Here is a 23198-nt window from a genome sequence, read left to right on the forward strand (position 1 = left end):
CCGTTTTTTTATGGCTCGATTTTGGCCGTTTATCGAACGACGGATTATTGAATGGTTCGGCTGAATTTGAGACTAGCTGTCCAACCAAGAACGCCGATGAAAGCGTAAATGCCAACGTTTAACCAGCCCGCCTGAGGAATTGCATTAAATGGGCTTGGTGCAACAATGGCGTGCAGTGGAAGGTAAAGCACTTCGGAGAAGAACTGATCTAGGCCGTAATAGCCAAATAGTGCGATTGGCATCCAGCGCAGCGCATAAATGGCGATAAACAAAATGACCAGTGGTGAATTCACTTTCTGAGAAATAGCCATTGCGGTTAATGCCAGCGGTAATAGTAGAATACCGGCGAATAACATTCTGATTAAAAACTCTCCCCAATGCAGCAGCACGTAACCTAACGAGGCTTGGCGGTACAACAAAGCCAATTGGTGATCAGTAGAGATGTTCAGCAACCACAACATCAAATCTGCTGCGAGCACAAGCGCCGAGCAAACAAGCGGAATCACCAATAAACCAAACCCTAGCTTCACTAAGTGAGTTTTTATATCGCTGACCGGCATACTACGCCAAAACATAATACTGCCCTCTGCGCGCTCTTTGCGCAGTGTTCTCGGGAAGTATTGAACGGCTAACAAGATAGACAGCAGTCCCGCCCCGCCGGTGATCAACATGTTTACATCGTCACCAAGCTCTTTGTGAATGTCACTGACATCGCCACCAAAGCTCATTTGGAAAAACATATTGTGTTGTAGAGTGTCGTTGCTCATTAAGCTGACAAAGAGAATAAGTCCACATGCCGACACAAACAGTGGAATACGTAAAACAAGAGGGTTTTCCAACCACTCTTTTTGCAACATCGCGACAACTGAACGCATTACGCTGCCTCCTTCTGCAATGCTAAAAATAGATCCGCTAACTTCACCCCATGGATGGCCCCCATTGTTTCTGCTTGTTGGGCATGCTGGGCAGTGAGTAACCATTTCGTTGAACCGAGCCCTTTTTGTGACGAGAGTGGGTTCATCGCTTCAATTTGTGTGCGGTATTCGTCGCTGGCCTCAAGGATAAAGTAGTCTTCACTGATACTGTCCATCGAGGTTTGTAGTACAGGGCGGCCATGCTTGAGAATCAGCACATCAGTCAGTAAGTGCTCAATCTCTGATACTTCATGACTGGCGATGATCAACACGCGCTCGCCGTCGTGAAACCATTCCAATAAGTGACGATAAAACGTATCACGATACACGAGATCTAACCCGAGTGTCGGTTCATCCAATATGAGGATTTGGGTGTTAGTCGCGATTACAATCGCGAGGTGCAATTGCACCTTCATCCCTTTGGATAAAGATTTGATGCGCGCACGAGGTTTGATGTCCGTTTGACGAAGCAGCGTATCTGCTTGAGCGCGATTGAACCCTGGATGCACGCCTTCGGTATAGTTAAGCAGTTGAGCGACAGTCATCCAATCTGGCAGAACGTTCACATCCGAGATGTAGGACAAGCTCTGCATTATTTTGTCGCGTTGCATAATGGGTTCAAATCCGTTGATACGAACAGTGCCTTGATATTCATGTGCGCCGAGTAGGGCATTAATAAGCGTTGATTTACCTGCGCCATTATGGCCGAGTAAGCCTAGTACTTGTCCTGCATGTAGGTCGAAACTCACTTCATGCAGTGCTTCTCCTTGTTGCTGATATTGCTTGGAGACGTTTTTTACACTGACTAATGCGCTCATTGGTCACCTTTCAAGTGTGGTTTTAGTTGTTGAATGAATTCGTCGAGTGACATATCCAGACGCTGTATTGTGCCGGCTATCTGCGGAATTTGTTGTTGAAGAAAACGTGCCTTCTCGTCTGCGAGCAATTTTAGTTTTGCCCCTGAAGCGACAAACATACCTTGACCGCGTTTTTTCTCCACTAACCCCTCATCAACAAGCAATTGATAGCCTTTCATGACGGTGAGGTGGTTAATTTTCATATCCGCAGAGATGCTACGAACGGAGGGCAGAGCATCGCCTTCTTGCCAGATACCTTGCAGTATTTGTTGAGTGATCTGGTCAGCCAACTGTCGAAAAATCGGTTGGCGATCATGCCAATTGGTCATGAGTGAATCTCTTGGCTGAAATGGTGTTATATATAGGTATAACACCTAGTGTGCCGGAGAGAAAGTAATAATTTAAAATAAAGCGTATGTACTAGCCTTCGCTTTTCCTAAATATCTACCTATGTGATTGCTATTTTGAATACTTTGTTCTGATCATAAATTAAACACTTCTCATAAGTTGAGAAGTGTTATTTTTCTAATCCAATCAAGGTATTTACCACCAGCTTGGTATTGGTATTCTCATATAATGATAATCAGTGGGATTTTGGGTGCATCCATTTCTTACTTGATGAGAATTTGTGGCAAATACACCCTAGAAAACAAAAGGTTCGAGAGGCAATCTGATTGACTTAGGCACCTATCTCACGTTGAGCGCTTGCTCAATGAATGAGAAAGAGGAGAGTAAAGAGGTCTCATGAATCAGGTAATATCTATCGGCCCACAAGAGTCGTTTCTCGTCGCAATTTGCGTGTTATTTTTAGGGCAGTTCATTAACACCAAATTACCAACCTTAAAGAAATTCAATATCCCAGAGCCAATTGTTGGTGGTCTAGTTGTGGCTTGCGTGATCACGACGATGCACTTAAATGGTGTGGATGTATCATTTGATTTGCCACTGCAAAACACCTTTATGCTGATGTTTTTTGCGACGGTTGGCTTAGCCGCGAATTACACCCAACTGATTAAAGGCGGTGCGAAGGTTTTCATCTTCCTTGTTGTGGCATCGGTCTACATTCTTATCCAAAATGCGGTCGGCGTATCCTTAGCAACCGCATTGGGGTTAGATCCACTCATGGGGTTGATCGCCGGCTCTATTACGCTTTCTGGCGGACATGGAACTGGTGCGGCGTGGTCGCAAACTTTTCAAGAAATGTATGGTTTGCACAATGTCCTAGAAGTGGCGATGGCTTCTGCTACGTTTGGCTTGGTCATGGGCGGGATTATTGGCAGCCCTGTCGCGCAAAAGTTACTCAACAAGCACAACTTAGAATCGGAATACGGACGCACCAACCAAAGCCATCAGAGTTTCCCTGAATTGGTGACCTATAACGAACATGAAGAAGATCGTGTCACGGCGAAAAGAGTTGTAGAAAGCTTATCCATTATTTTGCTTTGCGTGACAGGCGCGAGCTATCTGGAGAGTTGGGTGAGCAGTTTTGGCATCAAGTGGTTGATGATCCCAGATTTTGTTTATGCGCTGTTTATTGGTGTTGTCATCACCAACATCATGGAAGTGACCAAGGTGCGCAAGGTTGATTTAGAAACCGTTGATATTCTTGGTACGGTTTCGCTATCGCTGTTCCTTGCCATGGCTCTGATGAGCTTGAAATTGTGGAATATCTTTGATCTTGCGATCCCATTCCTTATTATTCTTGCTATTCAGTCTGCCGTACTCGCGGTGTTCACTTATTACGTAACATTCCGCATGATGGGCAGTAATTACGATGCCGCGGTGATCGCCAGTGGACATTGTGGTTTCGGTTTAGGTGCCACACCGACTGCGGTCATGAATATGGGCTCTATCGTGAGTCGTTATGGTCCATCACCACAAGCATTTATGGTAGTACCAATTGTCGGTGCATTCTTCATCGACATTGTGAACTTAGTGATTTTGCAAGGCTGCATTGCTTTTATTAAATAGCCCCCGCTTCTTTCAACTTAACAAAGCCAGTCCCTTGAGATTGGCTTTGTTATTTGTAACACGAAATCTAGTTTCTCTGACTTCAAGCCGTGAAATCAATACGTTACTATGATGACATAGTGTTCAGTTCTACAGCAGCATGAGGTACCCACATGTCTGAAAAAATATCGACGTCGGCATTAGCGAAAATGCGCAAGGTTGAAGCCAAGCTGTTGTTTGCCGATCTCAAACGTGCTGGCTACATTGTTCGCCAAGACGAAAAATGGATTCTGACGGAAGAAGGCGCCAAGTTTGGCGGCGAGTATGTGGATCACCCTAAATTTGGCCAGTTCATCGTCTGGCCGACCAATTTACATATTGAGCTGACTTCCAGCTCAGGGAAAACATTAAGCGCCACGCAGTTGGGTGAAAAGCTGAAACTGAATGCGAAGCGCATGAACCAACTGTTGAGTGAGTTGGGGTGGATCGCCAAATCTGAAGAAGGTTGGAGTGTCACTGAAGCTGGTATACGCGCTGGTAGCCAGCAAAGAACCGATAAAGAGACACAAAATACCTTTGTCGTATGGCACGATGTGGTGCTGCGTAATAAGCGTCTTAAGCAGTCTGTCATTGAATTTTTAGGGCAAGATGCGGAGTCACACTCCACGGATAAATCTTACTCAAGCTTTCGCCAAAAGTTTGAAGCCAAACACCGAACATTAGATGGGCATTACGTGCGCTCTAAGGGGGAGTTGCTCATCGACAACTGGCTGTACTTGGCTGGTGTGGTGCACGCTTATGAACGTCAGCTGCCGATTGACCAAGATGTCACCAGTGATTTTTATTTGCCAGGCGGTAAAGTCTATTTACAGTTTTGGGGAAGTGATACTGGGGAGATGGCTGAGGCTGACCGTGAGACCATTCGTACTGTTTATGAGCAGCATCATTTTAACCTTATCGAAGTCGAACCGAGTGAACTAGACAAGTTAGATGAAGTGCTGCCTAAGCGTCTTCGTCAGTTTGGTATTAAAGCTTATTAACGACTTAAGCCCGCTGTTCAGATAAGAAAAAACCCGTGATTGATCACGGGTTTCGTATTTTAGTGTGCATCTAGGCTGTCATCCTATGGATTAAAAACCTTTGATGTTTTCCGCTTCTAGCTCCGAGAAGTACTTCACTGTCTTCACTTTCAGTTCTTGTTGAGCTGGCTCGTCACATACAATCACTGCTTTAGGGTGAAGTTGAAGTGCAGAAACCGTCCATAGGTGGTTTACACAACCTTCTACTGCTGCTTCAAGTGCTTGAGCTTTGTTATGACCTGTTACCAGAATCATCACTTCTTCTGCGTCTAGTAGTGTACCCACACCGATAGTCAGTGCGTATTTAGGCACTTGGTTGATATCGCCGTCAAAGAAGCGAGAGTTCGCAATGCGAGTGTCTTCAGTCAGTGTTTTGATGCGAGTACGAGAAGATAGAGATGACGCTGGCTCGTTGAACGCGATGTGACCGTCGTTACCCACGCCGCCCATGAACAGGTTGATCTTGCCGTAAGACTTAATTTTGTCTTCGTAACGCTTACATTCTGCGTCGTGATCGTCAGTGTTACCGTTCAGTAGGTTGATGTTTTCTTCTTGGATATCAATGTGATTAAAGAAGTTGTTGTACATGAACGAGCGGTAAGACTCTGGGTGATCCGCTGGGATGCCAATGTACTCATCCATGTTGAAAGTCACGACGTTTTTGAAGCTCACTTCGCCGGCTTGGTAAAGCTCGATTAGGGCTTTGTAGGTTGCTAGAGGAGTGCCACCAGTTGGTAGACCCAGAACGAATGGACGCTCAGCAGTAGGTTTAAAGTCGTTGATACGCTTAGCGATATGCGCAGCTGCCCACTTACCTACTTGTGCTGCTCGAGTTAACGGGATAAGTCTCATTTTGTGCCCCTAGTTATTGGAATTTACGATGTACCGAAACATTAATTCGCATTATAAAATAAGTAATGACGAACTGCTATTGTTTTAGGTCAAAATTTTGCTTTTTCTTTAACCAGTGTTGATTTTATCGACTGTTTTTATATCTAAATGCTTTTATAAGCCGATTTTTTACAAAGAAATTGCATTATGAAACTGACGAATTGATAGATAAAATTTATGATCTAAATTAAGTTCTGTCTTCGCACTTAACCTTGTTTTTTAACAACCTACAGAGTGTGAAACCGCACACGAACTTCAAATATTATGGGATGGACATGGCACGACGCTCATTCCTTAACCATAATTGAAATGTGTAAACCAGTGAGGAATTCGGTATGAAAAATGAGTTAGATCCGAGCAAAGTACTACAGGCTTACGAATGTGTGATGAACAACGGTACACCAACCGAATTTGGCAAAATGTATGAAGGTGTAGAAGCGTTTTCCGATTACGACGGGTACAACGTTTTCTTACGAGGGAATGGTGTTGAGCTAAAGGTTGGCTTCCACAATACCTATCAATTGGAGTACGACCAAGAGCACTTGAAAGAGAGCTTTTTGAAAAAGATCGCGATGCTTGCAAAGTAGACTGGCAGCACTAAATACTCAAAAAGCCCTTGGGAGAACGCGCCCTTGGGCTTTAGGAGAAGAAATGAGCTTGTTTTGCTCGCTCAGTCAAACCAAACGAGCTTTCGCCTATTACCTACTGCTAGAAAAAGGCGAGAATTAGTTTATTTGGTTATTAATCGTCTTCGACCAAACTCTCTTCAATGTAATCTTCTGTCGCGTCAGGCTTATTACGACCATTTAGCGTGTGGAAGCGCTTGCGACCACGAGCAAGTTGGGTGTACTTTAGCCACGTACGCTCAAGTTTTGTTTTTGCTTTGCCTGGGTTTTCTAGCACCTTGATGAAGTGTTTCTCTTCGCTATTTTCAGGTGTTAATTCGCCTGACTCTAAGCCAAGCATAGTATCCCCATAAATTGTTAGGATTTCCTCTTCCGAGAGAGTAAAATCGCCAGACTTTGCAAAGCCGCGTGGGAATTTTACGTTGTCGTAAAAACGTTTTTTGCCATGACGGAATTCAGTGTCAGACATGTCAACAGCCTCTGTAACCGTTATTGATGAATGTAGTGAACTACGGCGAAAATTAGGCGTAAAGCTAACAAAAGAAAAACAAAACTTTTTTGTCGTCATGATTTTAATTAGTTGTTAATCTGGTTTTATATTAACCAGGAGATGGTTTATGGATGTAAAAGTCTTTCGAACATTTTTAGAGCTGGCAAGGGTTCGTCACTTCGGACGCGCCGCTGAGAATCTTTATATTACCCAAGCTGCAGTGAGCGCACGTATCAAACAATTGGAAAGTTACTTCGATACGCAATTGTTTATTCGTGATCGAAATAACATAAAGTTGACCTCTGCAGGTGAGCGCTTAATCAGTTATGCAGAGGTGATGGTCACCACATTGCAACAAGCGAAGCTAGAGTTATCACTTGAAGATGGCAAAGCGCTGCAATTAACGTTAGGTGGTACGCCAAATATTTGGGACGCCTACTTGCAGAACTGTTTAAGTGTCGTCACAGATTCATTTGGTGGTTATGGCTTCATGGCAGAAGTAATGGGGCGGGAAATGCTCAGTCGCAGCTTGCTAGAGCGCACGTTAGATATGGCATTTGCGTTCGACCAAATCAAAGCTGATGAGCTTAACTGCAAAAAAGTGGCTGATGTTGTTCTCGTTCTGGTATCGACTGAGAAAGACTCTTTAGACACCGTTTTTGAAAACAAATACGTGTATGTGGATTGGGGAACGCGCTTCTCCTCAGAGCATTCTGAGCGTCACCCTAAGATCCCGGCTCCGTATCTGCGCACGTCAACAGCGCGTATAGCATTGGACTTTATTTTGGAGAAGGGCGGTGCCGCTTACTTACCCATCTCTCTGGTAGAGCCATTTATCGCCAATGGGCAGCTTCACAAGGTGTCTGGCGTAGAAGATTGGTGTCGCCCTATCTATTTGAGCTATCGTAAAGCTAGCTCGTCTGTAGACGCGATTAAGCAAGTGGAAGAAATTGTTAAAGAGATTGATCCACTGACGGCTTACAGTTTTCAGCAAATTGGTTCCGGCACTTCCGACGAATAGCGTTGAATGAAAAGTCAGAGAAATTAAAAAGCCGCCTTGGAAAATCCAGGCGGCTTTCTTTTTATCTCGATGAATCGATAGTTATGGCAAGTCAAATAGCAGGGCGGTTGTGCTCTCGTTCGATGTATTGCGTAAAACAACCTTACTTTGCTGTTCGACCTTCGCGCCGTCGCCCGCCGTCAAGGTGGTATTGTCGATGCTAAGGCTCCCCGTTACTTGGTGAACGAATAAGTTTCTACCCGATTCTATCTCAAAGTTAAGTTCGCTATTTGGTCCAAGAATTAACTGATGTAATGTGGCATCTTGCTTAATAAGTAGCGTACCGTTTTCTCCTGTTGGAGTCGCGATAGTTGTTAATCCAGGCGTGCGACCAAAGTCTTTTTGCTGATAACCTGGTTTGGTTCCAAATGTATTTGGCTGAATCCAAATTTGTAGAAAGCGCAGCGTGTCGCGGTTCGACGCATTGTACTCACTGTGGTAAATCCCTTTCCCTGCCGACATGAGTTGGAATTCCCCAGCAGGTAATGTTTTCACGTTACCTTCGCTGTCTTTGTGTGCGATAACACCTTCCAGCACATAGCTGATGATCTCCATATCACGATGGCCATGTGTATCAAAACCTGCGCCAGGTTGGACTACATCGTCATTGATGACTCTCAATTCAGAAAAGCCCATATGTTGTGGATCGTAATAGCTACCGAAAGAAAACGTATGTTTGCTATCAAGCCAACCAAAGTTTGCTCGACCTCGGTCTGCTGCAAGTCTTACCGTAATCATAAGGCCTCCCTAAGAGAGCTTTTTGTTCAAGAAGTTATCTAGCGCGACCTTACCTGCGCCAGAAAACGCCAGTGAAATACTTGCTGCCAGTAAAGCTAAGCCAAACTCGTAACCGTTGTTTGCCATGAACAAACCGTTTTCAAAGTGGACGGAGAATATCGCTACCACCATCGTGAACGCTAAAGCAACGGCTGCCGGGCGAGTTAGTAGGCCAAGCAAGATGAACAAGCCGCCAAAGAACTCTGCGCTGCCAGCAAGGAATGCCATTAGCACGCCAGGACCTAAACCGATGGATGCCATCCACTGACCTGTGCCTTCTAGCCCGTAGCCACCAAACCAACCAAACAGTTTTTGTGCGCCGTGCGCCATAAAGATAATGCCGATTGGAATGCGAAGTGATAGTGCGCTGTAACCTGCGTTTGAAGTGGTGATTTTCTGTAATAGTGCTTTCATGATTCTGTCCTCTGACTCTTTTCAATGAGTGGGAAGCGTGTGCTCCCGTGCTGTTGAGAACAGTTTAGGTGGCGGTGAGAATAAAAATAACGGGAGTATTTTGATAAACTCGTTCTAAAAAGTTGAATAATGGTTTTTTGTTATTTTTAATCAGTTGCTTGAGTGTTTTTTATGAGTTTTTTTATGCCAGTTTTGTCGTGTTTTAAATCAGGATCCATCATTATTTTCGATAAACATTTTTGCTGTTAAACAAAAAAAGAGCACAGGTTGCTGTGCTCTATTGCTTTCGCTATTAACAAGGGAGAAAGGTGTGTTAAAGAAAACCGTCAGAGGTTCATTAAGCTCTCTAGTGACTCCTCTACATTGTTGTAGTGATAGGTTCGAATATTACGTCCATCCGTGGCATTAATTTGAATTTCTGAGATCTCGTTATCTGAGTCTCGTTCGAGAATTCCAATTGAATGATCTACGGATTTACTGGTAATAACCTTTTGGTTTCTTAGTACAATTACGCAAGTGTGTAAGTCCATGCCAATTCCCTTTAGCCGACGTTGTTGTGATGTTCTGAATCTAACTTTAGTGTACAAAAGCGCTAATGCCAATAAATCTCAATATTGAGTTCCGAAAATGGCTAATGGTAGGCGCTTAAGCAAGCTACAATAACATTATATTGAACGATGCCTATGAACAATAAATGACAAAAGGCATGAGCAAGGAAAGCACTATGTTTATTCACCCCCATACCTCACTGACTTTCGAGCAGTGTCATAAGGCGCGAGTCGCGCGAGACAGCCGCTTTGATGGGCGATTTTATGTGGCAGTGAAAACAACGGGGATCTTTTGTCGCCCAATTTGTCCGGCTAATTTACCTAAAGAAGAAAATGTAGAGTACTTCACCGATAAAGCGCAAGCTCTCCAAGCGGGGTACCGTCCTTGTTTGCGCTGTCGACCTGATAGCGCGCCGGGTTCTTGGGCATGGAAAGGCGTAGAAACGACCTTTCAACGAGCGATTTCGTTAATTGATCGAGGGGAGTTGCATCACCACTCGGTGTCTGAGCTAGCAGAGCGTGTTGGAATTTCGGATCGCTACTTACGTATGTTGTTTGAGCAGTATCTAGGCATGTCACCCAAGCAGTATGCGCAATATCAACAATTAATGTTCGCCAAACAGTTACTTCATTCCAGTTCTATGTCGGTCACCGAAGTTGGGTTTGCGTCTGGTTTTAACAGTACGCGCCGCTTTAACGATGCTTTCCAAAAATTTCTCAAACTGACGCCTTCTCAAGTCCGTCGCAAAGAGTTTGACGGTATGGGTAGCAATCGAATTGCCTTGCCTTATCGAGGTGAATTGAATTGGCAGCACATGTTGAACTTTTACCGTTTACGAGCGATTGAGGGGGTTGAGCTGGTGAGTGATGAGAGTTACCAGCGCAATGTTTGTCTGGATACCAGTAAAGCATGGTTTAAAGCAACCAAAGGTGAAGGGTACCTAGAGCTAGCGTTTGAAATTGAAGACGTAACGAAGCTGCAAAACTTGGTGTCTGACATTCGTCGTATGTTCGATCTTGACGCCGATATTTGTACTGTTGAGCAGCATTTGGATTATGTCGCACCGGGGCTTGTGTCGAGTAAAGGTATTCGGATTCCTGGTGTATGGAATGCATGGGAGGCTGGAGTTCGAGCGATTTTAGGCCAACAAGTGTCGGTTAAAGCGGCGATTGGTCAACTTAACTTATTGGTGACCACACTTAGTGGAGAGTCAGAAAAACGCTTTTTCCCGACACCAGATGCGATAGCTAATACCGACGTGAGCTTTTTGCGCATGCCGCAAAGCCGTAAAGAGACGCTAGTGCGCTTCGCCCAGTTCATGCAGGACAACTCAGAAGCCGACCCCCAGCAGTGGCTAGCTTTGAAAGGCATTGGACCTTGGACAGTCAGTTATGCTCAACTGCGAGGGCAATCTCAACCCGATTGCTTTTTAGATAAAGACTTGGTGGTGAAAAAGGCGATGCAGCGTTACCCATCACTGAATATGCACACTGCGGCCCCTTGGGGAAGCTACGCGACGTTTCACTTATGGAATCAATCATGAAAACATTTTATACCGAAATGCCGAGCCCATTAGGAACGGTGACCATCCAATCTAACGCAGAGGGCTTGCTTGGCATTTGGTTTGAAACATGCACCACTAAGCCGAGTGAACTGGGAGCGCGAGACGATCAACACCCGATTTTGCGCCAAGCTGTTACCCAGTTGAATGAATACTTTTCTGGCCTACGTAATGAATTTGAGCTGCCTTTGGCGGCTACAGGCACGGATTTTCAAAATCAAGTTTGGCAGGCACTAACGACCATTCCATACGGCGAGACGTGGAGCTATCAAGATCTCGCCAACGCGATTGGCAACCCTAAAGCTGTGCGCGCTGTTGGGTTGGCAAACGGAAAAAATCCTATTTCTATCGTGGTGCCTTGTCATCGCGTTATTGGCAAAAGCGGTAAATTGACAGGGTATGCTGGTGGAGTAGAGCGCAAGCAACGTTTACTTGCGTTGGAGCAAGGTACACCGCTTTAAGTGAGGCGATTCTCATATTGTGACTAAGCGTGCTGCACAGGGGAAACGATAGTGTAGAGTTTCATATTCGTTATACGAATAGAAAAAGGATAATAAGGACATGCCTTTCAAAACGGATTTTGATGCATTCATGAGTGAGTGTTGGCAGCATCACGAAACACAGCCCGAACAAACTTATGCTCAATTGGAAACGGCTCTGAGTGAGGTGGAAAACGTTAGCCACATCGAGCGAATATTCGCATTGATGCTGCACACCGCGATTGGTCACCTCCAGTGCCCAGAACAGTTTCTTACCTGCTTAGAGCACTTTGATGAACGCAAGGTTGCCGAGAGTTCGGCATTGCAACGCAGTATTGCCGTTGCGCGCTTTTTCGTTGATGGCACTGACTGTGTGGGGTTGTTAGCAGAGCAAGACCAACGACGAGTTTACGCTCTGATTTCGAATGAACTTTCTGCGCTTGCTCAGCTTGAACTGGCGAGCCAATGGCTGGCGAAAGCCGCGCTAGGTATGACACCACAAGATGCTGAAGGGCCGCTAGCACGCTCTATTGCAATCACAGCAAACAACTTGGCGTGTCAGTATGAAGCGCTGGCTGAGCGCACGGATGTGGAAAAATCGAGGATGCTAGAAGCGGCCAAGCTCGCGTTGGATTACTGGAAAGTGGCGGGTGGTTGGATGCAAGAAGAACGTGCTGAGTATCGCTTAGCGATGAGTTTACTCAAAGCGGGTGAAGCCGGACAAGCCAAGCAGCATGCCGAGCGCTGCGAAGCCATTTGTCAGCAAAATGGTGGCGACGCGTTTGAGCTGTTCCATGCGCATGATTTGCTGATGCAAGTACACTTCCATCTTAGCCAGAAATATAAAGCTCAAGTGGATGTGGGGATGCAGCAATACTGCGCAACGAGTTCGTTGACATGATCTCAACGTTGAATAAAAAAGCCCCGAGCGAATGGCTCGGGGCTCATATTTTGTAAGTTCACTCATTACACGATGTTGATTAGGCTATTTGCGCTTTTGCCTGGTATCGTCCTGGTTTATGGTTCATCGCCAAAATCAAGTTTGTCGCCACGGCACCTAGGACGGATAGAGCGATAAGGTGCACATCCACAATGAACAGCGACATCACTACGATGGCACAATCGAGCGCCATCTGAACTTTACCAGCTCGAATCCCAAAACGTTCCTGAAGGTACAACGCTAAAATGTTAAAACCGCCTAAACTCATCTTGTGACGGAAAATCACCAACATACCTATTCCAATTAACCCACCACCTAGAAGTGCTGCATAGAAAGGTTCGATTCGTGAAATTTCAATCACATGGTGCAGATGATCGACCGCAAAAGAAACAATCGAGACCGCAATGAAAGTATTAATGGTGAAGCGCCATCCCATGCGCATTACAGACAAAATATAAAAAGGGAGGTTGAGAGCGAAAAATATCTGACCAAAGCTGAAGTCACTCACTTTGGTAAGGAAGATCGCCAAACCAGCCGTACCTCCGGTGAGCAATCCTACTTTGCTGAAAAATATTACCCCAAGCGACACTAACGCACTGCCGAGCGTCAGAGCCAAGAGGTTCTCTCTTAGGCTATGATCTTTATCCATAAAATTTTTTCCTTGGTTTAAAAACCGCGCCGGAGACAACACGTCCATCCAACGAGATAAACAGTTGCCAAAATAGCAACTAACAAATCGGCCAATAAAATGTCGCGAAAAGTGATGAATGTCGAGTTTTTGGACAAGATTGTGCTGATGCTAGCCTGTTTAACATAATGTACACAGGTAGAAAAACAACAAGGAAAAGTTATGATTAAGAAAGTCGGCACTACCCAAATCAACGCATTACATCGACTGAGTTGTCACTGCGGAAAAGTTGAGCTGGAACTTGCATTACCTAATGGTATTGAGAAGCCGAGACGATGTGATTGCTCCATGTGTCGACGTCGCGGCGCGATTGTGGCATCTGTGCCTCTGAATGGTATTCGTATCGTGCAAGGCGAAGACGTTTTGAAGCTGTATCAATTTAACACTCGCACAGCGAAGCACTTTTTCTGTGGCGAATGTGGTATTTATACGCACCATCAGCGTCGCTCTGACCCGAGTGAGTACGGCTATAATGTCGGCTGTTTAGAGGGCGTCAACCCATATGAATTGGGAACTATCGAAGTGATGGATGGCGTTAACCATCCATCTGACCGTTAGGTTATATCGCAAGTTAAGCGCCTGACGCGCGGTGCTTTTAGGTAAATAAACCGCTATTCATCCACAAATGCACTGCAATACTGGCCGCATAACCCAAGGCGATGACGGGAGCCCATTTTAGGTGGCCAAAGAAGGTATATTGACCACGCGCGGCTCCCATTAATGCGACACCTGCCGCAGAGCCAATTGAAAGCAAGCTGCCCCCCACACCCGCAGTCAATGTGACAAGTAACCAGTTCCCCATCGACATGCTTGGTTCCATAGTCAGTACAGCAAACATAACCGGAATGTTATCGACGATGGCAGATAGAACACCAACCATCACGTTGGCCCAGACAGGGTTCCATTGGTTGTACATGACGTTTGAAACCAGTTCGAGATAGCCAAGTAAGCTCAAACCGCCGACACACATCACTACGCCGTAGAAGAACAGCAAGGTATCCCATTCTGCTCGAGATACACGGTGGAACACGTCAAACGGAACGACTGAACCTAAGCGTTTTAATGCGTGATCGTCGCCATTGGCAATTGCCATAGCCGCTTTTTTTGCCAAAGAATGTTTGAGTGTTTGGCGTAAGAAGTAGCCGAAAAATTGTAAGTAGGCCAAGCCCATCATCATGCCCATAACGGGTGGGAAGTGCAGCAAAGCGTGGAAAGAGACTGCGGTGGCAATCGTCAGAATGAATAGTGCGACAATACGTCTCGCGCCGCGTTTCAGTTCTACGTGTTGGTGAATCGTATTCGGTTTGGTGTTTGGAACAAAGAGTGACATCAAAAACGCAGGAACCAAATAGTTCACCAGTGACGGGACGAATAACGGGATGAATTCAGCAAAGCTGACATGCCCAGCTTGCCACACCATCAGGGTCGTAATGTCACCAAATGGGCTGAATGCACCGCCAGCGTTGGCAGCGATAACAATATTGATACAGGCAAGATTCACGAATCTAGGATTATCACCAGAGACTTTCATCACCACAGCGCACATCAAGAGGGCTGTGGTTAAGTTATCGGCAATTGGGGAAATAATAAAGGCGAGAAACCCCGTCAGCCAAAACAGCTTTTTGAAGCCAAAGCCTTTGCCGACCATCCACGCCTGTAAGGCATCGAAGAGTTTGCGCTCTTCCATAGCATTGATGTAAGTCATCGCTACTAACAAAAACAGCAGCAGTTCCGCGTATTCCAACAAGTTGTGTTCTAATGCGGATTTGGCGATTTCTGGTTGGTTGTGTTGAGCAAAGGTGTAGCCAATCAGAATCCAAATTAACCCTGCAGCGAGCAGCACAGGCTTGGACTTTCTCATTTTCAGATACTCTTCCAACATAACCAGTATGTAAGCAATCGAAAAGATAATGAGAGCCGCGTAACCGACACCAGAATTAACAAGGTTCAGTTCATTGGTGGGTGCAGCAAAGGTGGCGCTAGAGAACAACAAACAGCAGAAAGCCACAATTGGATAGATTGGCATAGACATTTCTCCTTTGTCTGGTTGGAGAAATATTAGCCACAAATTAATGAGTTAGTTGTGAGAGAGCTCGAATTAACAGTAGGAGTTAGGAAATGATAGTGTGCGCCACTATTTTCTGAGTGACGCAATGCTTGCTGCGCCAAATAAAACCACAGCGGCATACAAACCATAAGTTAACCAATGGCTAATCTCTAAAAAAGGAACGAGTCCTTGACCTGCCCACATACAGCCTCCGTTTAATGAGCAATGTTGTAATAGTCGAGCCAATTTAAAGGAAATGAACAATGTTTTTTGTGAGTGACGGCAAATTCTGAAGGATTAGAAAGTCAAAAATTGGTCAGTGAGAGAGAAATCTCATTTTTAACTGGCTAGCTCTAACCCTTTTGAGTTAGAGCTAGCTATATCGAGCGCTGAATGGATTTAGCGCAGCAGCCATTTTCTCAACGGTGAAGCCTCAATTGCTTTCACAAGTATTATGGTTGCGACAATCGTTGCAGGATAAATAAATGCGTCTTTCGCGAGGTGTTGCAACCCGATAAATCCAGCGACATTCATCATTATAATTATCACAAGCAGATGGCTAACATAAATGCCTAACACGCTAGGAGATAGTTTGAATACCCAAGGCATATCGCCAAAATGTGGGTGGACTAAGAGCCACATAAAGACACCCAGGGCCCAGATAACAGTACCAAACAGGAAGTCGTGAGAATTAAAAGCGACCTCGTGTTGCATTAGCCAATAAGCTTCACCAAAGTGCAGCGCCATACCAAGAAGAATGCATCGAATCGTATTGTTTCGCGACCATCGCCACTGTTCTTCTCGTGCTAGATAACCCAGTGTTACCAGCAACGTACTGAAAAACGGCCCATTACGAGTAAAGAAAGGCGCTGGCAGATCGGTAATGGTCGAATAACTGCCAGCAAACACGCCGTATATGTATAGCAATACGGCGGTTGGCAGTACCAATTGAGCCATATTGATATGCACGAGGAAGGCAATTAAGGCAACGGCAATGACCAGAGCTGGAATAAACCACAGGTGAACGAGCCCGCCTTCGACGAGTGAATTGAACGGGGTCGACATTAAGTAGCCCCAGTAGCCCTGCCTTTCGGCGAGATACCCCGCCTCAGCGACAGTTTGCCACTGGAATGGCATCAATAAACTGATCACGCTCCAAATGAGCCAAACCTTCATCAGTGGTTTGGCGTAGTTTTTTAGTGTTTCGATAGGTGCGCGGCTTAACTTGGGCTGGATAAGATAACCAGAAATGAGAAAAAACAGTGGCACAGCAAAACGAGCCAATTGGTTGAGCATATAACCAACCCACGGTATTCCATCCCATTGCCAGTATGTCAGGGCCATCTGGCAGTGCAATCCTATAATTGCAAACATCGCAATAATACGCGCAAACTCTAAGCTGGCTATTTTTTGTTTCTTTGCCATTACATTACTTACCTAAATAAAAAAAACTTAGGTGAAAGTAGCAGGTTGTGGCTGAATTAATGCGTGAAAAAGTCAACAGACTCGCGCTTACACTGAAGCTGTGTTTAAATTTAAGACTTACTTCAAACTTCTTAATTATTAACCCATTAACCAACTCAATACGTGATTAGCGAGTCGAAAATGACACTAATGTATGGTTAGACCAGTTAACTCTAGATTGCAAAAAAGAACGATCGTGCTAAAAATAAGATTATGCAAAAAGGAAAAGTGACAAAAGAGTTTATTCTGCAACGGGCTTTTGAGATCGCCAGCGAAGACGGATTAGAAAGTCTTACGATTGGTGAGTTAGCCAAGCAATGCGGTATGTCGAAAAGTGGTCTGTTTGCTCACTTCAATTCGAAGTTGAATTTACAACTATCGGTATTGGAGCACGCCAATAAAGTGTTCGCTGCTCGGGTTATTGAGCCTGTTCGTGAAGCAGGGGATGGCAATATCGAACGTAAAATTCGAGGGTTGCTCGACTCTTGGATGACTTGGAACCACGCATTTCAAGGAAGTTGTATGTTTCTAGACGCTTGGAATGACACGGCAGATAAAGATTGCCCACTTCAGGCCGGACTGCGTAAATCCATAGACACTTGGCTGAGCTATTTGGAGATCCAAATAACGAAAGGCAAAGAGAAGCAAGAATTTGCAGCAGACTTAGATACACGCCAAGCAACGTTTGATTTATACGGTCTTTATTTGAGTGCGCATGTTTTTTACTCAATTAAAGGTGAGGAAGAAAGCTTGCGCCTGTTTTGGCAAGGGATCGACAACTTATTTTCTCGCTGGAAAGGCTGATACCAGTTATTCGCTTTCCAGATTTGTAGACATAAAATCATAAAGAGCGGCTGAGTTCGCTCTTTCTTATCAGCATAAAAAGCACGACCGTTCTATTTTTGTGCGTAGCTGATAGTTAAGGACATAATCATGAGTGAAAAAATTTACTTTAATACATCGCAACGTTTCAGTATTAAGCGCAGTTTGGTGAACATCAGTACGCGTTTACACCATACGCTGGCCCCTTCCCATGCAAAGAATACCGCGCGTAAGTTGCTCCTGACACCTGCTCGCACAGCACCTAAAAACACCGAACCTCAAGGACTTGCCAAGGGTGAAATTAAAGGGCATGCAGGCATTATCAAAACCTACACTTTGGGCTCTGGACCTATTTGGGTGTTAACTCATGGTTGGTCTGGCACCGCAAGTCAGTTTTATCCGTTGATGGAACATATTGCGTCGAAAGGTTTCACCGCTTTGGCATACGATCATCCAGCACATGGTGAGAGTGAAGGGCAGTATGGGCACATTCCGGGTTTTGTCAAAGGGTTAGAAGATGTGTTAGATACGGTAGACGATATTGTTGGTCTAGTTGGGCACAGCATGGGCACCGCTTCTGCTCTTGAGTGCAGACATAGCAAATTAGAAAACAAGCCTTTACTGCTTATTGCACCGGTATTGAATTACGTAGAGAACCTATTCGGTAGCATTGCGCGTTCAGGTTATTCGATGAAGCTTTTTAATGCCGTAGTTTCTGAAGTTGAAGATCAATTTGGTTACCCATTACAGTCAATTGATCCGCTGAAGCGTTTGGCTGAGCGCTCGTCTCCAGCCATCATTGTTCATGATGAGCAGGATAAGTTCACGAAGTACAGTATTTCTGCACAAGCCGCTGAAGAGATTGAAAATGTTGAGTTAGTGACAACGCAAGGTCAAGGCCATGGCCGAGTGATGAAGTGTGCACAAGTCTTCAGTAGTTTTGACCGTTTACTCGATCGTGCTTGGTAATCTTCATGCTTGCTAATTGGCTCGGTCCGTTTTGGGCTAATTCGATTTGAAATCAATACCTAGGATTGTTTTTCGTCTATGGTATCGCTTTTCTCGTTATGAGATAAAAACAAAAAAGGACAGCCGAAGCTGTCCTTTGATCGTTAACTTTACAGAAAATCTGCAAGGTCGGGCTTAGTTACAGTTAGCTACGCCAACTTCTTTCCAAACGCCCCATTCGCCAGATTGGCTAGGATCGTCACCCTGAGTCCACCATTTCGCTTCCCAAGTTTTACCTGCATGAGTGACTTGGTTGCCGCCTGTGTACACTGCGCTTGCATCCCATGCGTTGTCACAGGTACCAGGGTTTGGGTCGGTTGTATGCTGTGCAACAACAACAGTTGCGCTTGCCGTTGAAGACGCTTTGCCGTCGCTCACACTTACGGTAAAGCTTAGGCTAGTGTCTTGCGGGTATTCAGCAGCAGTGAACGTGACTTTAGAACCTTCAACCGTTGCGTTCAAACCTTGAGGAAGCGTCCAGTTGAAAGTAAGAGTATCGTTGTCTGCATCGCTAGAGGCTGACGCATCTACAACCACAACGTCACCAGCGTTTGCTGTTGCTGGAGCAACAACTTGCGCTACTGGCGCGTTGTTCACTGGGTCAACCACACCTGCTGGCTTCACAGTTACTACAACAAGGTCAGATGCCGTTGCACCTTCGTTGTCAGTCACTGTCAGCTTGAAAGTTAATTGCTCTTCAACAGTAACTTCTGCTGCATCAAAGCTTGCTTTCGCTGTGTTTGCGCCTGCTAGTACCACTGCTGTACCAGATACTTGTTCCCACGCGTAACTCGCGATCGTGCCGTCAGAGTCTTTCGATAGGCTACCATCTAGAACCACACTTGCAGGGCCAGTTACCGATAGATCTGCGCCAGCTGCTGCAGTTGGTTTACGGTTTGGTTGAGGAACCACACCGCCAGCCATACCTTCGTGCATTGCGTTGAGAATGTCGCCGTTATCCGCGTCGATTTCCCAAGAGAATAGACCCGCAAGACCCAGAGATTTCGCGTAGCTACCTTTTGCTAGCACTGAGCGATGGTCATCAAATGTGATCAACTCGCCCGTAGTACGGTTCCATACCCATGGTGCTTCTGCTTGTGCATCGTAGCCGTACTCGAAGCCGTTAATGCCAGTGTTGTTGGCACCTAGCATGAATGACTTAATGCCTTTGTAGTCAATTACGCCATCTTCCCAAACACCTTGCGCTGTACTGCCCTTCAGTTTACCTGTAGCAGTACCTGTCATTGGGTCATTTGGATCGGTTAGCGTATCTGGAGTGACGCCTTCCCAGCCACGACCGTACATTGCTGTACCAAGTACTAGCTTGTTCGCAGGAACGCCTTGAGCAAGAAGAAGCTGGATGCCGTTATCTGCTGTGTAAGCAGGACCTTTGTACGGTTCGCCGTTCTCATCAACGCCACTACCGTCACACTGACCAGGGCGCATGAATGAACCACAGTAAAGCGCAGTCTGGTGACCAGGAACGTTGTTCCAACCGCCATAGAAGTCGTAAGTCATCGCGAAGATGTAGTCCATGTATTGAACCGCATCTGCATAGTCTACGTCTTCAATCTTGTCGTAACCGACACCGATAGCTGACGTTAGCTCGTAAGTACGGCCAGTCTCAGCTTCTAATTCATCAAGCATTACGCGCAATTCACGCATCAGTGCGATGTAAGCTGGGCCATCGTTTACAGGGTCGCCCTTATCCGCGGCTGCACCGCCGCCACCAGGGAATTCCCAGTCGATATCAACACCGTCGTAGAATTTCCAAGTTTTCAGGAACTTCTTAACCGATGCGACGAATGTGTCTCGGTTTTTCTTGTCTACGAAATCGAAGAATGGGTCAGACAGTGTCCAGCCACCGATAGATGGGATGATTTTTAGATCAGGGTTACGTTGTTTCAATGCCATTAGCATTGCGTAGTTACCCTTGATAGGTGTGCTGTATTCATGACCAGCTTGTGGGAAACTCTTCTGATAAGCGGCCCAAGGGTCGTGGATCACGACTTCGTAGTCAGGCACGCCTGTACAAGCGGTTTGTAGTGCATTGAAGCTGTTGCCGCCAACAGACTTCACAGACTCATTTGGGCCACAAATTGGGATAAAACCGTAAAGGATGTGAGTCAAGTTGTCGACTGGCATGTTATCGACCGTGTAGTCACGACCATAGATGCCCCACTCAACAAAATACGTACCCATCACGACGCTTGGATCGGTATTGTACGTTTTGTTGTTTGGATCAACATTCATCGTCAGTGGCTTCAAGTGAGAACCATCGGTATCTGCAATCGTGATTTCAGCTGGTGCGCTTTTCGCACAACCTGTCGCATCACACGCCTCGATTTCCATTTGGTATAGGCCGCCCTGACCATATTCAAATGTCGCTGTTGTTTGGCTACCAGTGATTGGGCCGGTTGCTACTTTTGCACCATCAAAATAGACGTTGTAAGTATCACCTGGCGTGCCACTCCACTGGTTAAACTTAACAGTGATCTTCGCTTGCTCATGGTATTTCACCATGTCGTAGTAGCCTGACGTGGTTTCCATCGCGAGTTCAATTTTAGAAAACTGAAGGTTGTTGGAACCGTACATATCGATACTTGGTGCGGTTGGAGCCGCAACTGCAGCACCTGATAGTGCTAAAGCAACGCCAGCTGCACATAGGTTAAATCGAATCATAACTTCTCTCTCAATCCTTGGATTCATGTTCTACCTAGAACATAGGCTGCTCTTGCACCAGATAAGATGATTGGATTTACTCCATGTGCAAAAGCATCACACTCAGCATTTCAGAGAGTTTTTTTTCGTCAAAAAAAATTAAGACGGTTTTCGAGGCACTTGAGAGAACTTAACTAAAACTCGCACTCTGTTACACAGAAAGTGTCAGACTGAGTCAATAATTTATAAAATCTCAGCAGAAACTAAAATTATTGTTTACTCAGTAGCGAGTGTGATAAATGCGATGAACACCTTATTTCATTGTTTATTAAGGTTTTGTTTCATCGAAGTAGAAAGAGAATTGAAAGGAGAAATAGCCGTGAAGACGTACTAGTCACGGCTGAAATGTTCACTTAATGCAGCGCGACGTTTTGAAGCCGCTCCGGTTTCTGAGCCTTGAACGGTATGCTCAAATCCCTTACGGATGAATCGTTGATCTGGAATAAGAGGCTCAATACGGCGAATCTGAGGTGAAAGGTGAGAGCCTGAGAGCTGGTACGCGGTTTTTCCTAATCCAGTGTTCAACGTGATGACCTTTCCATCGAATTCAAATTCTGTCGTGATGAGTCGATGGTTTCGATATACCCCATCTTCTGTGAAAGTCAGACGTTCTGTTTGGTAGGGTGGCGCGCCGATCTCAATCCACTCGCCGTAGACTTTTTTCGGGTCAATATGGTCTTGATAGGATAGGTGGATTTGATAGCTGAAAAACGTCAAAAGACCCACCCCGAAAACGGCAAATGCGCTTTTGAGGGCTTTGGATTGGTGGCGAGCCCAAAATGAAAGTTTTGGTTCCTGTCTTGTTTTCCGCCTTCGGCGAGCTGAGTCCGTCATTGCTCTACTTTTCTTCCCTTTTTTAATATGGTGGAAACCTTCCTTCTCAAAAACAAACAATCCCGCCATTAAGACTAAGAAATTATGATCTAATGTCCACTTTTACATTCAGATACACTCTTATTGATGATTTTGTTGATTGCTAGCGTTAACTAATTCACCGACTTTATCTCACTAATTACGTCGTCTGGTTAAGCCTAGAAAAAGGTGGCCTCGCTCAGTAGCAAAGGATGTGCTTTATAACGTTGAGCTTAATGACTTTCAGAGCTTGAGTAACAGGAAGAAACAAGGTAAAAAAGAGCGGACTTTTGATAAGGAAACCAATAATGAGTATTAAGGAAAATAGCTATTTTGCAGGTAGTGTAAAATCACTAGGCTTTAACCAGAATGATCAGGACGTTAGCGTTGGAGTAATGCTTCCTGGTGAATACACGTTCGGCACTCAAGCGCCTGAGCGTATGACGGTTGTAAAAGGTGCGCTTGTGGTCAAGCGTGTCGGCGAAAGTGATTGGACGACTTACCAAAGTGGTGAGTTTTTTGAAGTGGAAGGGAACTCTTCATTTGAGCTTCATGTGAAAGACGCGACCGCGTATTTATGTGAGTACTTCTAGCGCTCATTTGTTGCTCGTCATAAAACCACCTTCGGGTGGTTTTTTCGTCTATGTGCTTCACTTATAACGCATCTTTTGGTTATTTGGGTATATACTTAATAAAAATGTACCCATCGACCAGGGAGGAAGTGATGGCAGTACAACGCAAGCATTCTGATCTCCCTCCTCGTTACGAGGACAAAGATCTCACCAATGAGCAAAGACATCGTTTTACCGAGGTCGCCAATGCAGCCCATAAGAGACGTGAATTCTATCGACGTGCTCTAGGAAAAGGCTTAATGGGCAAAGTGAAAGACCGTGCGTTTAAAGGCCAATTCGGTCGCCAGCAAGATAAGCCGAGCAGAGTGTTGCAAGCTGTGTGGCTAATCGTATTTCTGGTGCTGGGGCTATGGGTGATGCATGTATTCGCTTAACCA

25 protein-coding genes are annotated in these 23198 nt (G+C 45.3%); 12 read left to right on the forward strand and 13 right to left on the reverse strand.

Annotation, left to right across the window (positions count from 1 at the left end; genetic code table 11):
* Nucleotides 1-44 precede the first annotated feature (44 nt).
* From R2S67_RS02620 to R2S67_RS02630, 3 genes are read right to left on the reverse strand one after another with little or no spacing between them, the layout of a single operon-like run.
* A complete protein-coding gene (locus tag R2S67_RS02620) occupies nucleotides 45-875 on the reverse strand; it encodes a hypothetical protein (protein ID WP_317342055.1) in 831 nt (276 codons plus the stop codon).
* On the reverse strand, nucleotides 875-1732 hold the full coding sequence (locus R2S67_RS02625) for an ABC transporter ATP-binding protein (protein ID WP_317342057.1): 858 nt from the start codon (nucleotides 1730-1732) through the stop codon (nucleotides 875-877). The genes R2S67_RS02620 and R2S67_RS02625 overlap by 1 nt, the downstream gene beginning before the upstream one ends.
* Nucleotides 1729-2100: a GntR family transcriptional regulator gene (locus tag R2S67_RS02630; RefSeq protein ID WP_085344466.1), complete on the reverse strand. Its 372-nt coding sequence runs from the start codon at nucleotides 2098-2100 to the stop codon at nucleotides 1729-1731. The genes R2S67_RS02625 and R2S67_RS02630 overlap by 4 nt, the downstream gene beginning before the upstream one ends.
* 415 nt (nucleotides 2101-2515) lie before the next feature.
* Between R2S67_RS02630 and gltS the strand changes: the two genes are divergently transcribed.
* Together gltS and R2S67_RS02640 are read left to right on the forward strand one after the other, a co-directional pair.
* A complete protein-coding gene (gene gltS / locus R2S67_RS02635; RefSeq protein WP_006740924.1) occupies nucleotides 2516-3742 on the forward strand; it encodes a sodium/glutamate symporter in 1227 nt (408 codons plus the stop codon).
* A gap of 152 nt (nucleotides 3743-3894) precedes the next feature.
* Complete coding sequence (locus R2S67_RS02640) at nucleotides 3895-4761, forward strand: glycerol kinase (RefSeq protein ID WP_317342060.1); 867 nt, start codon at nucleotides 3895-3897, stop codon at nucleotides 4759-4761.
* A 90-nt stretch (nucleotides 4762-4851) separates the two neighbouring features.
* On the opposite strand, the gene nagB is transcribed toward R2S67_RS02640, so the two are convergent.
* On the reverse strand, nucleotides 4852-5652 hold the full coding sequence (gene nagB, locus R2S67_RS02645) for a glucosamine-6-phosphate deaminase (protein WP_006740926.1): 801 nt from the start codon (nucleotides 5650-5652) through the stop codon (nucleotides 4852-4854).
* 374 nt (nucleotides 5653-6026) lie between these two features.
* On the opposite strand from nagB, the gene R2S67_RS02650 reads away from it, so the two are divergent.
* The gene (locus tag R2S67_RS02650) at nucleotides 6027-6278 is read left to right on the forward strand and encodes a DUF3081 domain-containing protein (protein WP_005392042.1); all 252 of its coding nucleotides are present in this window, start codon (nucleotides 6027-6029) and stop codon (nucleotides 6276-6278) included.
* 154 nt (nucleotides 6279-6432) lie between these two features.
* Here the strand turns inward: R2S67_RS02650 and R2S67_RS02655 are convergent, their stop codons facing one another.
* Nucleotides 6433-6786, reverse strand: a complete 354-nt coding sequence (locus R2S67_RS02655; RefSeq protein ID WP_005392041.1) for a DUF413 domain-containing protein — start codon at nucleotides 6784-6786, stop codon at nucleotides 6433-6435.
* A 148-nt stretch (nucleotides 6787-6934) separates the two neighbouring features.
* Between R2S67_RS02655 and R2S67_RS02660 the strand changes: the two genes are divergently transcribed.
* Entirely contained in the window at nucleotides 6935-7828 is an 894-nt protein-coding gene (locus R2S67_RS02660; protein WP_005374436.1) for a LysR family transcriptional regulator, read from the forward strand.
* A gap of 81 nt (nucleotides 7829-7909) precedes the next feature.
* On the opposite strand, the gene R2S67_RS02665 is transcribed toward R2S67_RS02660, so the two are convergent.
* The 3 genes from R2S67_RS02665 to R2S67_RS02675 all read right to left on the reverse strand — a co-directional run bounded on the left by R2S67_RS02665 (nucleotide 7910) and on the right by R2S67_RS02675 (nucleotide 9588).
* Nucleotides 7910-8605 (reverse strand): pirin family protein, encoded by a 696-nt coding sequence (locus R2S67_RS02665; RefSeq protein ID WP_074190261.1) that lies wholly within the window; start codon nucleotides 8603-8605, stop codon nucleotides 7910-7912.
* 9 nt (nucleotides 8606-8614) lie between these two features.
* Nucleotides 8615-9058, reverse strand: coding sequence for a DoxX family protein (locus R2S67_RS02670; protein WP_317342061.1), 444 nt, complete (start codon nucleotides 9056-9058; stop codon nucleotides 8615-8617).
* Nucleotides 9059-9384: 326 nt separating this feature from the next.
* The gene (locus tag R2S67_RS02675; protein ID WP_317342062.1) at nucleotides 9385-9588 is read right to left on the reverse strand and encodes a hypothetical protein; all 204 of its coding nucleotides are present in this window, start codon (nucleotides 9586-9588) and stop codon (nucleotides 9385-9387) included.
* Between the two features lie 194 nt (nucleotides 9589-9782).
* Between R2S67_RS02675 and R2S67_RS02680 the strand changes: the two genes are divergently transcribed.
* The 3 genes from R2S67_RS02680 (at nucleotide 9783) to R2S67_RS02690 (ending at nucleotide 12548) form a co-directional block, all read left to right on the forward strand.
* Nucleotides 9783-11150: an AlkA N-terminal domain-containing protein gene (locus tag R2S67_RS02680; RefSeq protein ID WP_317342063.1), complete on the forward strand. Its 1368-nt coding sequence runs from the start codon at nucleotides 9783-9785 to the stop codon at nucleotides 11148-11150.
* Complete coding sequence (locus R2S67_RS02685; RefSeq protein ID WP_006740931.1) at nucleotides 11147-11629, forward strand: methylated-DNA--[protein]-cysteine S-methyltransferase; 483 nt, start codon at nucleotides 11147-11149, stop codon at nucleotides 11627-11629. Before R2S67_RS02680 ends, R2S67_RS02685 begins: the two co-directional genes overlap by 4 nt.
* Nucleotides 11630-11729: 100 nt before the next feature.
* Complete coding sequence (locus tag R2S67_RS02690) at nucleotides 11730-12548, forward strand: hypothetical protein (protein WP_317342064.1); 819 nt, start codon at nucleotides 11730-11732, stop codon at nucleotides 12546-12548.
* Between the two features lie 79 nt (nucleotides 12549-12627).
* On the opposite strand, the gene R2S67_RS02695 is transcribed toward R2S67_RS02690, so the two are convergent.
* Nucleotides 12628-13236: a YitT family protein gene (locus tag R2S67_RS02695; protein WP_006740933.1), complete on the reverse strand. Its 609-nt coding sequence runs from the start codon at nucleotides 13234-13236 to the stop codon at nucleotides 12628-12630.
* Between the two features lie 201 nt (nucleotides 13237-13437).
* Between R2S67_RS02695 and R2S67_RS02700 the strand changes: the two genes are divergently transcribed.
* Nucleotides 13438-13833, forward strand: a complete 396-nt coding sequence (locus R2S67_RS02700; protein WP_006740934.1) for a GFA family protein — start codon at nucleotides 13438-13440, stop codon at nucleotides 13831-13833.
* A 37-nt stretch (nucleotides 13834-13870) separates the two neighbouring features.
* On the opposite strand, the gene nhaD is transcribed toward R2S67_RS02700, so the two are convergent.
* Entirely contained in the window at nucleotides 13871-15301 is a 1431-nt protein-coding gene (nhaD, locus tag R2S67_RS02705; RefSeq protein WP_005392020.1) for a sodium:proton antiporter NhaD, read from the reverse strand.
* 420 nt (nucleotides 15302-15721) lie between these two features.
* Nucleotides 15722-16747 carry an acyltransferase gene (locus tag R2S67_RS02710; RefSeq protein ID WP_225461458.1) on the reverse strand — a complete coding sequence of 342 codons (1026 nt, stop codon included), beginning with the start codon at nucleotides 16745-16747 and terminating at the stop codon, nucleotides 15722-15724.
* Nucleotides 16748-16999: 252 nt separating this feature from the next.
* On the opposite strand from R2S67_RS02710, the gene R2S67_RS02715 reads away from it, so the two are divergent.
* Together R2S67_RS02715 and R2S67_RS02720 are read left to right on the forward strand one after the other, a co-directional pair.
* Complete coding sequence (locus R2S67_RS02715; protein WP_005392013.1) at nucleotides 17000-17590, forward strand: TetR/AcrR family transcriptional regulator; 591 nt, start codon at nucleotides 17000-17002, stop codon at nucleotides 17588-17590.
* Between the two features lie 129 nt (nucleotides 17591-17719).
* On the forward strand, nucleotides 17720-18577 hold the full coding sequence (locus R2S67_RS02720; protein ID WP_074190254.1) for an alpha/beta fold hydrolase: 858 nt from the start codon (nucleotides 17720-17722) through the stop codon (nucleotides 18575-18577).
* 174 nt (nucleotides 18578-18751) lie between these two features.
* Here the strand turns inward: R2S67_RS02720 and R2S67_RS02725 are convergent, their stop codons facing one another.
* Nucleotides 18752-21298: a glycosyl hydrolase family 18 protein gene (locus R2S67_RS02725; protein ID WP_193447601.1), complete on the reverse strand. Its 2547-nt coding sequence runs from the start codon at nucleotides 21296-21298 to the stop codon at nucleotides 18752-18754.
* A 369-nt stretch (nucleotides 21299-21667) separates the two neighbouring features.
* The gene (locus R2S67_RS02730; RefSeq protein WP_046876126.1) at nucleotides 21668-22171 is read right to left on the reverse strand and encodes a DUF2850 domain-containing protein; all 504 of its coding nucleotides are present in this window, start codon (nucleotides 22169-22171) and stop codon (nucleotides 21668-21670) included.
* Nucleotides 22172-22497: 326 nt separating this feature from the next.
* Here R2S67_RS02730 and R2S67_RS02735 point away from each other — a divergent pair, with 326 nt between their 5' ends.
* Together R2S67_RS02735 and R2S67_RS02740 are read left to right on the forward strand one after the other, a co-directional pair.
* Nucleotides 22498-22782, forward strand: coding sequence for a pyrimidine/purine nucleoside phosphorylase (locus R2S67_RS02735; protein WP_047009740.1), 285 nt, complete (start codon nucleotides 22498-22500; stop codon nucleotides 22780-22782).
* 131 nt (nucleotides 22783-22913) lie between these two features.
* Nucleotides 22914-23195, forward strand: coding sequence for a hypothetical protein (locus R2S67_RS02740; RefSeq protein WP_041853103.1), 282 nt, complete (start codon nucleotides 22914-22916; stop codon nucleotides 23193-23195).
* Nucleotides 23196-23198: the final 3 nt, after the last annotated feature.

The organism is Vibrio sp. T13N (assembly GCF_032970445.1).
GTDB classification, from domain to species: domain Bacteria; phylum Pseudomonadota; class Gammaproteobacteria; order Enterobacterales; family Vibrionaceae; genus Vibrio; species Vibrio diabolicus.